This window comes from Mesorhizobium sp. B2-3-5, from assembly GCF_006442395.1.
Classification (GTDB): domain Bacteria; phylum Pseudomonadota; class Alphaproteobacteria; order Rhizobiales; family Rhizobiaceae; genus Mesorhizobium.
In genome coordinates, this window is sequence record NZ_VFVX01000042.1 from 1 (window position 1) to 12,088 (window position 12,088).

At 63.6% G+C, this 12,088-nt stretch carries 10 protein-coding genes; 4 read left to right on the forward strand and 6 right to left on the reverse strand.

The window, feature by feature from the left end:
* A partial coding sequence (locus FJ958_RS28015) for a M48 family metalloprotease (protein ID WP_140748334.1) occupies positions 1-1,169 on the forward strand: 1,169 nt, incomplete at its 5' end.
* Positions 1,170-1,289: 120 nt separating this feature from the next.
* Here the strand turns inward: FJ958_RS28015 and FJ958_RS28020 are convergent.
* Positions 1,290-2,153 (reverse strand): RNA polymerase factor sigma-32, encoded by an 864-nt coding sequence (locus FJ958_RS28020; RefSeq protein WP_140748337.1) that lies wholly within the window; start codon positions 2,151-2,153, stop codon positions 1,290-1,292.
* Positions 2,154-2,461: 308 nt separating this feature from the next.
* On the opposite strand from FJ958_RS28020, the gene FJ958_RS28025 reads away from it, so the two are divergent.
* The 3 genes from FJ958_RS28025 (at position 2,462) to FJ958_RS28035 (ending at position 5,031) form a co-directional block, all read left to right on the forward strand.
* Positions 2,462-3,235 (forward strand): amino acid ABC transporter substrate-binding protein, encoded by a 774-nt coding sequence (locus FJ958_RS28025; RefSeq protein WP_140748340.1) that lies wholly within the window; start codon positions 2,462-2,464, stop codon positions 3,233-3,235.
* A 345-nt stretch (positions 3,236-3,580) separates the two neighbouring features.
* Positions 3,581-4,261: an amino acid ABC transporter permease gene (locus FJ958_RS28030; protein ID WP_140608243.1), complete on the forward strand. Its 681-nt coding sequence runs from the start codon at positions 3,581-3,583 to the stop codon at positions 4,259-4,261.
* The gene (locus FJ958_RS28035) at positions 4,258-5,031 is read left to right on the forward strand and encodes an amino acid ABC transporter ATP-binding protein (RefSeq protein ID WP_140748343.1); all 774 of its coding nucleotides are present in this window, start codon (positions 4,258-4,260) and stop codon (positions 5,029-5,031) included. Before FJ958_RS28030 ends, FJ958_RS28035 begins: the two co-directional genes overlap by 4 nt.
* Before the next feature lie 95 nt (positions 5,032-5,126).
* Here FJ958_RS28035 and FJ958_RS28040 read toward each other — a convergent pair whose 3' ends face one another.
* From FJ958_RS28040 to phbB, 5 genes are all read right to left on the reverse strand, one after another.
* A complete protein-coding gene (locus tag FJ958_RS28040; RefSeq protein ID WP_010911999.1) occupies positions 5,127-5,708 on the reverse strand; it encodes a CarD family transcriptional regulator in 582 nt (193 codons plus the stop codon).
* 370 nt (positions 5,709-6,078) lie between these two features.
* Positions 6,079-6,417, reverse strand: coding sequence for a ferredoxin FdxA (gene fdxA / locus FJ958_RS28045; protein ID WP_008873823.1), 339 nt, complete (start codon positions 6,415-6,417; stop codon positions 6,079-6,081).
* A 236-nt stretch (positions 6,418-6,653) separates the two neighbouring features.
* Entirely contained in the window at positions 6,654-7,040 is a 387-nt protein-coding gene (locus FJ958_RS28050; RefSeq protein WP_140748346.1) for an RNA-binding S4 domain-containing protein, read from the reverse strand.
* A gap of 13 nt (positions 7,041-7,053) precedes the next feature.
* Positions 7,054-10,527, reverse strand: a complete 3,474-nt coding sequence (locus FJ958_RS28055) for a helicase-related protein (RefSeq protein WP_140748350.1) — start codon at positions 10,525-10,527, stop codon at positions 7,054-7,056.
* A gap of 717 nt (positions 10,528-11,244) precedes the next feature.
* Complete coding sequence (gene phbB / locus FJ958_RS28060; RefSeq protein WP_140748353.1) at positions 11,245-11,970, reverse strand: acetoacetyl-CoA reductase; 726 nt, start codon at positions 11,968-11,970, stop codon at positions 11,245-11,247.
* Positions 11,971-12,088 lie beyond the last annotated feature (118 nt).

The window sequence follows — 12,088 nt, forward strand, 5'->3', positions numbered from 1 at the left end:
TCCTCAATTCGCCCAACGTCAACGCCTTCGCGCTGCCGGGCGGCTATCTCTACGTCACACGCGGCCTGCTGGCGCTGGCTAATGATTCGTCCGAGCTCGCCGCTGTCATCGCGCATGAGATGGGCCACGTCACAGCCAATCACGGCTTGCAGCGCCAGCAGCTTGAGGCCGAGGAAGGCCTGGCGACCAAGGTGGTCTCGGATGTGCTTGGCGACAGCCCGACCGCCAAGGCGGCACTCATCCGTGGCAAGCTCCGGCTGGCGCAGTTCTCGCGTAACCAGGAGCTGGAGGCAGACGCCATCGGCATCAAGTCGATCGGCGAGGCCGGCTATGACCCTTACGCCGCCGGCCGCTTCCTGCAGTCGATGTCGGCCTACACCGATTTCCGCTCGATCAGCGGCGCCACCGACGCCAGTCTGGACTTCCTGGCCACGCATCCCAACACGCCGCAGCGCATCGACCTGGCGCAGCGCCACGCCCGCCAGTTCGGCGCACCGGGTGTGGGCACGCGCGACCGCGATTCCTTCCTCGCCGGCATAGACGGCCTGCTCTATGGCGATACGCCGGAGGAAGGCTATGTGCGGGGGGAAACCTTCCTGCATCCGGGCCTCGGCGTGTCGTTCACGGTGCCGGATGGGTTCATCATCGACAATTCGGCGGCGGCGGTGACGGCGACCGGACCAGGCGACATAGCGATCCGCTTCGATGGCGTTTCGATCGACAAGAACCGCGCCTTGACCGACTACATCAGAAGCGGCTGGGTGGCTGGCCTCGACGACAGCACCGTCAAGCAGGAAACGATCAACGGCAACGAGGCCGCGACCGCGCATGCCGGCGCGCAAGGCTGGCAGTTCGATATCGCGGTGATCCGTGCCGGCGGCCAGGTCTATCGGCTGCTGACAGCGGCCCCCTCGGCCAGCACTTCGCTGGATACGGTGGCGCGGTCGGTCAGCGGGTCGTTCCGGACGCTGAGTGCCGCGGAAAAGGCGGCGCTCAAGCCGCTGCATATCCGCGTGCTCACCGTGCAGCCCGGACAGACCATGGGCTCGCTTGCCGCGCAAATGGTGGGCGTCGATCGCAAGCTCGACCTGTTCCGGGTGCTCAATGCGTTGTCGCCAGGGGCCACGGTGTCGGCCGGTGACAAGGTCAAGATCGTCACCGACAAGTAGCCCGTTGTTGCTGGGATTTTAGAGCGGTTCAGCGTTCGATAAGATCGTTGATCCGCTCCAACTCTTTGTTTCTACGCAATTCCGAACGGAAAACCGCTACGCGCCTTTCCTGGAATTGCTCTAGGCTGCTGTCGCCAGAAATTCCGGATTTTGCTTCACTAGCGCGACTTTGAGCTTTTCCATGGCGCGGGCCTCGATCTGGCGAACGCGCTCCTTGGAGATGCCGAGGGTCTCGCCGAGTGCCTCGAGCGTCGCGCCTTCGTCGGTCAGCCGCCTTTCCTCGATGATGCGTAGTTCGCGGGCGTTGAGGGCGGCGAGAGCGGCTTTCAGCCAGAGCGAGCGGCGCGCGACATCGATCTTGTCGCCGACGACCTCGTCGGGCAGCGGGTCGTCCGAGACCAGGAAATCCATCCGTTCGGTGGCGCCTGAATCATCGGCAAGCGGCACGTTGAGCGAGGAATCCGGTGCCGACAGTCGCGAATCCATCATCGCCACATCAGCTTCGGAAACGCCGAGCGCCACCGATACCTCGCGATAGAGGGTTTCGTTGGAAAGCGGCTCGGCGCCGTTTGCCAGACGGGCACGCAGGCGCCTGAGATTGAAGAACAGCGCCTTTTGCGCCGAACTCGTGCCGCCACGCACGATCGACCAATTGCGCAGGATGTAGTCCTGCATCGAAGCACGGATCCACCAGGTCGCATAGGTCGAAAACCGCACCTCCCGTTCCGGTTCGAAACGGGCGGCGGCCTCCAGCAGGCCGACATGCCCTTCCTGGATCAGATCGCCGAGCGGCAGGCCGTAATGGCGGAATTTTGAGGCCATGGAGATGACCAGCCGCATATGGGCAACGGTTATGCAGTGCAACGCGTTCTGGTCATTGTCCTCCTTCCAGAGCAAGGCCAGCCGATGTTCTTCGTCCCGTTCGAGGTAAGGAGCCTTCATCGCCGCGCGGACCATGATCCGTCCTGCCGTGTCTTCCATCATGAGGGGCTCCCTGGCTCAGGCGATGCGAATGACGTCTGCTTGGTAGGCACCGGGTTGAAATCGCGGCGTCGTGCCCTACAACAGCCAAAACTGCCACGCGCGAGAAAGGTTCCGCTGGCGCGGACAGCGAAGCGCGCGATTTCAGCACAGTTGCCCTTTTGAATGCGCGAAGAAATCAATTTTGGAGAATATGGTTTCGGAAATTCTTTGTTTTTGAAATGCGATTCCTTATTCTTCCTGCTGACATCTGGCATTTTCCAGCCCTCACAACATGCCTGATATCAGGCCAAGGACGGGATCACAGAAAAATGAAATGGCTCAAGTCGCTTATCGTCGCCGGAACGCTGCAGGCCCTGGCCGTCGCATCGGGCCATGCCGGTGCCAATCTCGACCAGATCAAGCAGGCTGGCGTCATCAAGGTCGGGACGGAAGGCACCTACGCGCCCTTCACCTATCATGATGCGTCCGGCGCGCTGGTCGGCTTCGACGTCGAAATCGCCAAGGCGATCGGCGACAAGCTGGGGGTCAAGGTCGAGTTTCTCGAAGGTAAGTGGGACGGGCTGATCGCCGGTCTCGACGTCAAGCGCTACGACGCCGTCATCAACGAGGTCGGCATCACGGATGCGCGCAAGGCCAAGTACGATTTCTCCGATCCCTACATCGCTTCCAAGGCGGTGCTGATCGTGCGCGGCGACAACACCGACATCAAGACGTTCGCCGATCTCAAGGGCAAGAAGTCGGCGCAGTCGCTGACCTCCAATTTCGGCAAGCTGGCCGAGGCGAATGGCGCAGAGCTTGTCGGCACCGATGGCTTCGACCAGTCGATCCAGCTGCTTCTGACCGGCCGCGCCGACGCCACCATCAACGACAGCCTGTCCTTCCTCGACTTCAAAAAGCACAAGCCCGACGCCAATGTGAAGATCGCAGCGCAAGAGGAAAACGCCGATTATTCCGGTGTCATCGTGCGCAAGGGCGATCCCGAGCTGGTCGCGGCCATCAACAAGGCGCTGGCCGACATCAAGGCCGACGGCACCTATCAGAAGATCGCCGATACCTATTTCGGCCAGGACGTTTCGAAGTAAATCGCGCAGCGGGGCCGGTTCGGTCCCGCAACGCATCCAGCGCGGCGGGCCGTCTTTGACGGCTCGCCGCTTTTGTCGTGATATGGCGCCTGCATTCGCACTTCGGTCACACTGCCTCGTCTAAAGAGCGTCGCGTCGAAACGGATTCATGCGACGCGCTTCAGGTCTTTGTCTATATGCATGTCGTTCCCCCAAAGCCGGGGTCACTTTTGGGCGACATGCATCTAGAGCGGTTCAGCGTTTGATAGAATCGTTGATCCGCTCTAACTCGTTGTTTCTACGCAATTCCGGGCGGAAAACCGCCACGCGCTTTTCCTGGAATTGCTCTGGTCTGGAGGGTCTTTCGTGCTGCACTGGCTGCAACTGATGCTGGAGTCACTGCCTTCGCTGCTCTGGGCCGCCCTGATCTTCACCGTGCCGTTGACGCTGTTGTCCTTCGTTCTTGGCCTGACCGTCGGCCTCGGCGCGGCACTCGGCCGGCTGTTCGGGCCGAGACCGCTGGTCGCGCTCGTGCGCTTCTATGTCTGGATCTTCCGCGGCACGCCGCTGCTGGTGCAGCTGTTCCTGATCTTCTACGGCCTACCGTCGGTCGGCATCCTGCTCGACGCCTTCACGGCGGCACTGATCGGCTTCACGCTCAACATCGGCGCCTATACGTCGGAAATCATCCGCGCGGCCATTGGCTCGGTGCCGAAGGGCCAGTGGGAGGCCGCCTATTCGATCGGCATGACCTGGAGCCAGGCGATGCGGCGCACCATCCTGCCGCAAGCCGGCCGCGTCGCGGTGCCGCCGCTCTCCAACACCTTCATCTCGCTGGTCAAGGATACGTCGCTGGCCGCCGCCATCACCGTGCCGGAGATGTTCCAGGCGGCGCAGCGCATCGTCGCCACCACCTATGAGCCGCTGATCCTCTATGTCGAGGCGGCGATCCTCTATCTAGCGATGAGTTCGGTGCTGTCTGCCCTGCAGACGCGGCTGGAAGAACGGCTCAACCGCTATGGCGGCTTCCTGGAGGCACGCTCATGATCAGCCTCACCAACATCGAGAAGCGCTTCGGCGACAATCTGGTGCTGAAGGGGGTAACGGTCGCCATCGCCGAAGGCAGTGTTACCGCGCTTGTCGGCCCGTCGGGCGGCGGCAAGAGCACGCTCTTGCGCTGCATCAACCTTCTGGAGATCCCGACATCGGGCACGGTGCGGATCGGCGACGAGTCGCTCGAGTTCCGTCCGGGCGTCAAGGTGCCGGCCGCGGACATAAGACGCCTGCGCCTGCAGACCGGCATGGTGTTCCAGAATTTTCAGTTGTTTCCGCACCGCACCGCAATCGAGAATGTCATGGAAGGACTGGTGACGGTGCTCAAATGGTCGCCCGAGAGGGCCCGCGAGCGAGCGCTCGCCCTGCTGGAAAAAGTCGGGATGGCGCACAAGGCCGATGCCTGGCCGGCGACGCTGTCGGGCGGCCAGCAGCAGCGCGTGGCGATCGCCCGGGCGCTGGCGCCGTCGCCCAAGGTGCTGCTGTGCGACGAGCCGACCTCGGCGCTCGATCCGGAACTGGCGCAGGAGGTGGTCGATGTGCTCGGCCAGCTCGCCAGCGAAGGCACGACCATGGTGATGGCGACGCATGATTTGCGCTTGGCTTCCAAGATCGCGCGGGAAGTGGTTTTCCTCGACGCCGGTGTTGTGGTCGAAAAGGGGCCGGCGGCTGTACTGTTCGGCAATCCGGAGCGTGAGCGGACCAAGCGGTTCATCGCCACGCTGAAGCAGGAGGCGGAGAGGGAAGGCGGAGGCGAGGGGTAGTCGAGAGATTTCCCGGCGCGGTCAGCCTGCCGCAGACGCCCCGCAACAAAAAACCCGGCGCGAGGCCGGGTTTTTCGAATTCGAAGGCGAAAAGCTCAGGCGGCTTCTTCCTGCTCGGCTTCCTCATTGTCGGCCTTGGCGCCGCGCTTAGGACCCTTGTTGAGATTGACCTCGATCAGGCGGACGGCTTCGGTTTCCGACATACGGTTGACGGCCGCGATCTCGCGGGCCATGCGGTCGAGCGCCGCCTCGTAGAGCTGGCGTTCGGAATAGGACTGCTCCGGCTGGTTGTCGGCGCGGTAGAGGTCGCGCACGACCTCCGAGATCGAGATCAGGTCGCCCGAGTTGATCTTGGCATCATATTCCTGGGCGCGGCGCGACCACATGGTGCGCTTGACGCGGGCGCGGCCCTGCACGACCTTCAGCGCGCGCTCGACATAATCCTCTTCCGACAGCTTGCGCATGCCGATGGAGGTCGCCTTGGCGACCGGCACCTTCAGGCGCATCTTGTCCTTCTGGAAGTCGATGACGAACAGTTCCAGCTTGTGCCCGGCCACTTCCTGCTCGTCGATCGAGACGATCTGGCCGACGCCGTGCGCCGGATAGACGATGTACTCGCCGGTCTTGAAACCGTGACGCGCTCCAGTGGACTTCTTCTGCGGGGTGATCGTTGCCATTACGCCCTGAACTCCTTGTTGTGGAACCGGCGTCCTGCCGGTCCGAACTGGTGTGACCGGGAAATCCCGATCATTAGCCGCACAACAGATGAACCCACCGGAAAGGCTGGGACCGGCAAACCGCACGATTGCGACCGCCTGGCCCAGATCGCTCTGGTCCGAAATGGGATTTTCACCTTTCAGTGATTTGGGGCGTCTGCGCCATAAATCGACGTTGTGTCACCGGCATGTTTCGCTGATGTAACACAAAAAGTCGGAAGAATCAAGGTTTTGCTGCGTAAGCGAAGGCCACAGGTCACCGCCGCCTGTCAAGGCGGTTCATGTGCCGTGCCTCTTACGCAGCGTCATACCAGTCTGAACGGTAGCGCTGTCAGTCGCCTTCGCCAGGTTCGGCGGAGAAATATTTCTCGAACTTGCCGGCCTCGCCGTCGAAGGTCTTGGCGTCGGCCGGCGGTTCCTTCTTGGCGGTGATGTTAGGCCATTTCTCGGCATATTCGGTGTTGATCTGCAGCCATTTGTCGAGACCGGGCTCGGTGTCGGGCTTGATCGCGTCGGCGGGGCATTCAGGCTCGCAGACGCCACAGTCGATACACTCGTCGGGATGAATGACGAGCATGTTCTCGCCTTCGTAGAAACAGTCGACCGGACAGACCTCGATGCAATCCATGTATTTGCATTTGATGCAATTGTCGGTCACGACATAGGTCATCGGTCGGCTCCGGAACGCCCCAGCTTTATTGGGCTTTTTCCGTGAGGTAACGCCTTTGCCCGCCGCTTGCAAGGGCGGCCGTGCCCGTCCACACCGGCTCTTCGGGAATGGAATTCCAGAGGCAAGCGCGGCAAGGACCGGTGATGACCCGTGGAGCGTCTCGTGTCCCGGTCTCCATTCTGTCCCGCGTCCACTCCTGTGCCGAAGCCACGGCCCTGCGTTCAGGACGGCAAGCCTCAATCCTCGCCAAGCAAGCGGTCGGTCTGGCGGCGCTCTCTTTTGGTCGGGCGGCCGCTGCCGGCCTCGCGCAGCGCCGGAATCGCATCGGGAAGCGCCTCGCCCTTCGGTGTGGGCGGTGGCGACATGTCCTCGTAGAGGGTGCGGGCCTCGTCTGCCGGGCCGCGCCGCACACCCGCGCCGAGCACCTTCCAGATGAAGATGCGCTGGTCGAGCGTGATGGTCAGCACGTCGCCCGGCTTGACCAGATCGGAGGCCTGCGCTGCTTTGTCGCGATTGATGCGCACGCGGCCGGCGACGACCAACTTGGCCGCCAGCGAGCGCGATTTTACCACGCGCGAGAAGAACAGCCATTTGTCGATGCGCTGTCGGCCTTCAGCAACCATCGAAGCGCCGAGCTTATTTCTTCAATTGGTCGCGCAAGGCGGCAAGCTTGGCGAAGGGCGAGTCCGGATCGAAGCGGACCGGACGCTCCTCGCGCGGCTTCGGCTGGAAGGCGGGCTTGCCGCCCCTGTTCCCGTCGGCACCGCTCTTGCCTTCCGGCCTGCCGCCCTTCCAGTCCGGCCGGCCCTCGCGGCGGTCGGGACGCTCGCCCTGGGGACGGCTGTCACGGCGCTGTTCGCCTTCGCCCTGCGGCTTGGGCTTGAACTTCGAGCGGTCGAAGCGCGGCTTGCCGGCGCCGTCACGCCGCCCTTCATGGGCCGGGCGCTCGCCAGGTGCGCCTGGTGCCTGTGCGCCGGCACCCGCCGGTGCGTCGCGCCGGCCCCGCGCCTGCCCGTTTTGCGGGCGATTGCCGCGGCCCTCACGATGACGCGGGCGCTGGTCGAAGCGAGCCTGCCGCCACAGCAAGATGGGCTTGGGCGCTTCGGCTTCCGGCGCGGCCTCGGCGGTCTCACCCTCCCCCTCGTGGGAAGGGTCGGCGCGCAGCGCCGGGGTGGGGGGAGCGCCAGCGCTGTCAACACTGCCGGCATCGTCGGCGCTGTCAGCTCCGCCCGCGTCGCTTCGCGCCGCGACCTCCCCCATCGAGGGGGAGGCAAGGGCGCCGGCGCTTTCGGCGGCGGCAACAGGCTGATTTTCCACGACCTCCGCAGATTCCGCCTGTGCCGGCCCGGCAGGCAACTCAACCACGGCCTCGGCTGTCGGAGCTTCTTCGTGCGTTGCCGGTGCGGCCACGGGCTCTTCCCCGGCGGGCTCGGCCTCAACGGTATCGGTGGCAGAGGTTTCGGATGCCGGCTCCACAGCGATGACCATATCAGACGCAGGTTCGGAACCTTCGACGGACGCTTCCGCTGCAACATCCGTAGCCGCGTCTTCCGCCGCCTTTGCGCGGGCGGCTTCTTCCGCCGCGAGCTTGGCCGCGGCGGCTTCCCGCGCGGCATTGTCCTGTGCCTCGAGCCGTGCCTTGACTTCCGCCGCGGGCTTCGGCTCGGCGCGATAGCCGAGACCCTTCAGGATCTCCTCCATGTCGTCGGCGGTGGCGCCGAGGATCGACATCATCGGCGGCGTCACCATGAAGGACTGGCCGTCATAGGCGCCATCCGGACGCTGGCCGAGGCCAGGCTTCCAGTTGGTCGCCGGGCGGATCAGGTCGGCCAGCCGCTCCAGTATGTCGATACGCACGGCGCGGCGGCCGAGATTGCGGTAACCGGCGAGCTTGTAGAAGGCCTTGTCGAAGGCCGGGTCGATGACCACCGAGGTGCGGCCGGACGCCAGCGCATGGACGACGTCGCCGAAACCCGGCTTGTCCTTGCCGTCATTCTTCAGCGCCCACAGCAGCGTCACCAGCCCGGCGGGTGCCGGCTTGATCAGCGCCGGAACGAAGACATGGTAGGCGCCGAAGCGCACGCCCAGGCGGCGAAGGGCGGCCCGGCCCTCCTGGTCGAGCGACTTCATCTCCTCGGCGATGTCGCGGCGGTTGATGAGGCCGAAATTCTCGACCAGCTGGAAGGCGATGCCGCGGCCGATGCCGGAAATCTGGTCGGCATTCTTCAGGTCGACCAGCGGCTTCAGCAGCGACTCGATCTGGAAATTGACGAAACGTTCGGCACGCGCCGCGACCTTGTCGCGCGCCGGGCCGGTCAGCTGTTCGTCAGCCAAAAGCACGAGACGCGGCTTCAGCGCATCCTCGCCGGAGACCAGTGTGCCGATCGGCGCGCCGATCCAGCGCAGCGTGCCGTCCGAGCCAAGCGCGAGGTCGCCATTGGCGCAGGCGCCGAAGCGTTCGGCGCGCGCCTCGAACTCGGCGGCCAGCGCCTTCTGGGCGGCGGTGCGCACGGCCTTGGCGTCTTCGCCGCCGGCGCTCTGGTCTGCGGTGAAGCGGAACCCTTGCAACTCGCCGACATGGTGGCCTTCGACAAGGACGGTTCCGGTAGGACTAATTTCGGCTTCAGGCATGGTATTTTCTCTAAGGCGCCGCATGAGGACGGAAGTCCTGCGGTCTACGAAGCGTTTCGTCAACCGCTCATGCAGCGCATCCGACAATCTGTCTTCAATTTCACGCGTCTTTTCCTGCCAGTGTGCCTGATCGGCCAGCCAACCGGGCCGGTTCGACACGAATGTCCAGGTGCGGATCTGAGCAATGCGGTGCGACAGCGTATCGATGTCGCCCTCGGTGGTGTCGGCGCGGCGCACCTGCTCGGCCATGTAGTTCTCGTCGACATGGCCATGCCGGGCGAGGTCCATGTAGATCGACGCAATGAGGTCGGCATGCTGGGCCGGGGCGATCTTTCGGTAATCGGGGAGCGCGCAGGCCTCCCACAGCAGCGCCACGCGTTTGGCGTCTGTGGCAAGCGCGCGGATGTCCCCGTCGCGCGACAGATATTCGAGCGCCTGGGCATCCACCGCCGGCAGCGCGCGCGTCAGGCCCTCGACCGGCGCGTTGGTCTCGATCGAGCGCTTCAGCGCATCGAGGCTGGCAAAGTCGAAATGCGCGGTGCGCCACTGCAGCACCTTTACCGGATCGAAATCATGGCTCTCGATCTTCTTGACCAACTCCTCGTCGAGCGGATCGACCTGGCCGGTGACACCAAAAGTGCCGTCGCGCAGATGCCGGCCGGCGCGCCCGGCGATCTGACCGAGTTCGGCCGCCGTCAGGTTGCGATACTGGTAGCCGTCGAATTTCCGGTTCTGGGCGAAGGCGACGTGGTCGAGATCGAGGTTGAGGCCCATGCCGATGGCATCGGTTGCGACGAGATAGTCGACATCGCCGGACTGGAACAGCGCCACCTGGGCGTTGCGGGTACGGGGCGAGAGCGCTCCGAGCACAACGGCCGCACCGCCCTGCTGGCGCCGGATCAGCTCGGCGATGGCATAGACCTCGTCGGCGGAGAAGGCGACGATGGCGGTACGCCGGGGCAGGCGGGTCAGCTTCTTGGACCCGGCATAGGCCAGATGCGACAGCCGCGGGCGCGTCACCACCGAGACGCCCTTCAGCAGGCGCTGGAGGATGCCGTGCATGGTGGCCGCACCGAGGAGAAGCGTTTCCTGGCGACCGCGCAAATGCAGGATGCGGTCTGTGAAGATGTGGCCACGCTCGAGGTCACCGGCCAGCTGCACCTCGTCGATGGCGACGAAGGCGGCGTCGGTCTCGCGCGGCATGGCTTCGACGGTGCAGACAGAATATTTGGCGCCTGGCGGCTGGATCTTCTCCTCGCCGGTGATCAGCGAGACCTTGTGGGCACCGACCTTTTCGCAGACGCGGCTGTAGACCTCGCGCGCCAGCAGCCTGAGCGGCAGGCCGATGACGCCGGTTCCGTGCGCCACCATGCGCTCGATGGCGAGATGGGTCTTGCCGGTGTTGGTCGGCCCAAGCACCGCGGTCACGTCGCGGCCCGACAGGATCAGCGGCTGGGTGTGTTTCGGCTGGATGTTCATCGGCTCGAAAATAGGGCTTTCTGGCCTCTCATTGTCGGGAGCGTGCCCTGGACGGCGCGTATGACAGGCGACACATAGGGATTTCGAGCGCGAAGCGAAAGCGGAATGTTCCGCCGGCGGCTCGAAGGTGGCTGTGTGAAGCTCCCGGCCGGTCGCCGATTAACGGATGGAACGAGTCTGGAACGAATCGGCGACGAATCGCTGACTCTTCCAGATTCAGCTTTTGTTCACGGCTACATATGGATTTTGTGACCATGAGTCTCACCACATGCTGAATCGTCGAACTGGCCCATTTTATGCTAGGCGAGCTTTGCCGTTAACCTTTGCCGGAAAACGAAGAAAGCGGTGCGACACGCTTGGCTCAATCTTTTGAAATTGTTAACTTTTCTGAATTTGGCCTCAAGGAGCGGCAGGCGATTCCGGCCCTATTAACATTAACTTCCGCTCAAACCCGGAACGAATCGGCGACAAAACGGCGCCAGCGGTATTTTCCCTTTTTGTTCCGCCAATATCGGTGTTGTGAACAGCTTATCCACCGGGAATCCACAAGCTTGGCCACCGGTTTCGCACCGAGGGTCCCGCCGCCAATTAACCTTGCGTGCCTGATGAGGGATCAGGCTGCGGCGAGGGCCTGGAGGCCTCAGCGTCAATTCGCAAACGGACCGGTTTTCCCGGTCCGTTTGTCGCCAGTGCGAGGCCTTTGGCCTCGGCGACGTGTCAGACGAAATACTGGCCGCCGTTTGCGGTGAGGGTCGAGCCGGTGATGAAACCGGCCTCTTCCGAAGCGAGGAAGACGACGCAGCGCGCGATCTCTTCCGGTTCGCCGAGGCGGCCGACGGGGATCTGCGGCAGGATGCGCTCGTTGAGCACCTTCTCGTCGATCGCCTTGACCATTTCGGTGGCGATGTAGCCGGGGCAGATGACGTTGACGGTGATGCCAGCGCGAGCCCCTTCCTGCGCCAGCGCCTTGGAGAAACCAATGTCGCCGGCCTTGGCGGCGGAATAATTGACCTGGCCGGCCTGGCCCTTCTGTCCGTTGATCGAGGAGATGGTGATGACGCGGCCAAACTTGCGATCGCGCATGCCGCCCCACAGCGGATGCGTCATGTTGAAGACACCAGTCAAATTGGTGTCGATCACCTCTTTCCATTGCTCACGCGTGATCTTGTGGAACATGGCGTCGCGGGTGATGCCGGCATTGTTGACCAGCACCGAGACCGGGCCGAGGTCGGCCTCGACCTGTTTGATGCCGGCGGCGCAACCGTCATAGTCGGCGACCGACCATTTGTAGACCGGAATGCCGGTCTCGGCCTTGAATTTCGCCGCCGCGTCGTCGTTGCCGGCGTAGTTCGCGGCGACCGAATAGCCGGCGGTCTTCAAAGCGATCGAGATCGCCGCGCCGATGCCGCGCGATCCACCCGTGACGATTGCAACCTTGGTCATGCATTTCCCCTTTTTGAGATCGCCCTGTTGTCGGGCTTGGCAGGCACTTGATATGGGACGGGCGGCTAAAGCGCGTCGCCTGAAGTAAATTCAGGCACCGCGCTTAGCTGCTTATCTG

Excerpts from the sequence above, each read along its gene's own strand:
- FJ958_RS28025 (WP_140748340.1), top strand. The coding sequence starts at position 2,462 with ATGAAATGGCTCAAGTCGCTTATCGTCGCCGGAACGCTGCAGGCCCTG.
- phbB (WP_140748353.1), bottom strand. The coding sequence starts at position 11,970 with ATGACCAAGGTTGCAATCGTCACGGGTGGATCGCGCGGCATCGGCGCG.
- fdxA (WP_008873823.1), bottom strand. The coding sequence starts at position 6,417 with ATGACCTATGTCGTGACCGACAATTGCATCAAATGCAAATACATGGAT.
- FJ958_RS28040 (WP_010911999.1), bottom strand. The coding sequence starts at position 5,708 with ATGGCAACGATCACCCCGCAGAAGAAGTCCACTGGAGCGCGTCACGGT.
- FJ958_RS28055 (WP_140748350.1), bottom strand. The coding sequence starts at position 10,527 with ATGAACATCCAGCCGAAACACACCCAGCCGCTGATCCTGTCGGGCCGC.
- FJ958_RS28020 (WP_140748337.1), bottom strand. The coding sequence starts at position 2,153 with ATGATGGAAGACACGGCAGGACGGATCATGGTCCGCGCGGCGATGAAG.
- FJ958_RS28035 (WP_140748343.1), top strand. The coding sequence starts at position 4,258 with ATGATCAGCCTCACCAACATCGAGAAGCGCTTCGGCGACAATCTGGTG.
- FJ958_RS28050 (WP_140748346.1), bottom strand. The coding sequence starts at position 7,040 with ATGGTTGCTGAAGGCCGACAGCGCATCGACAAATGGCTGTTCTTCTCG.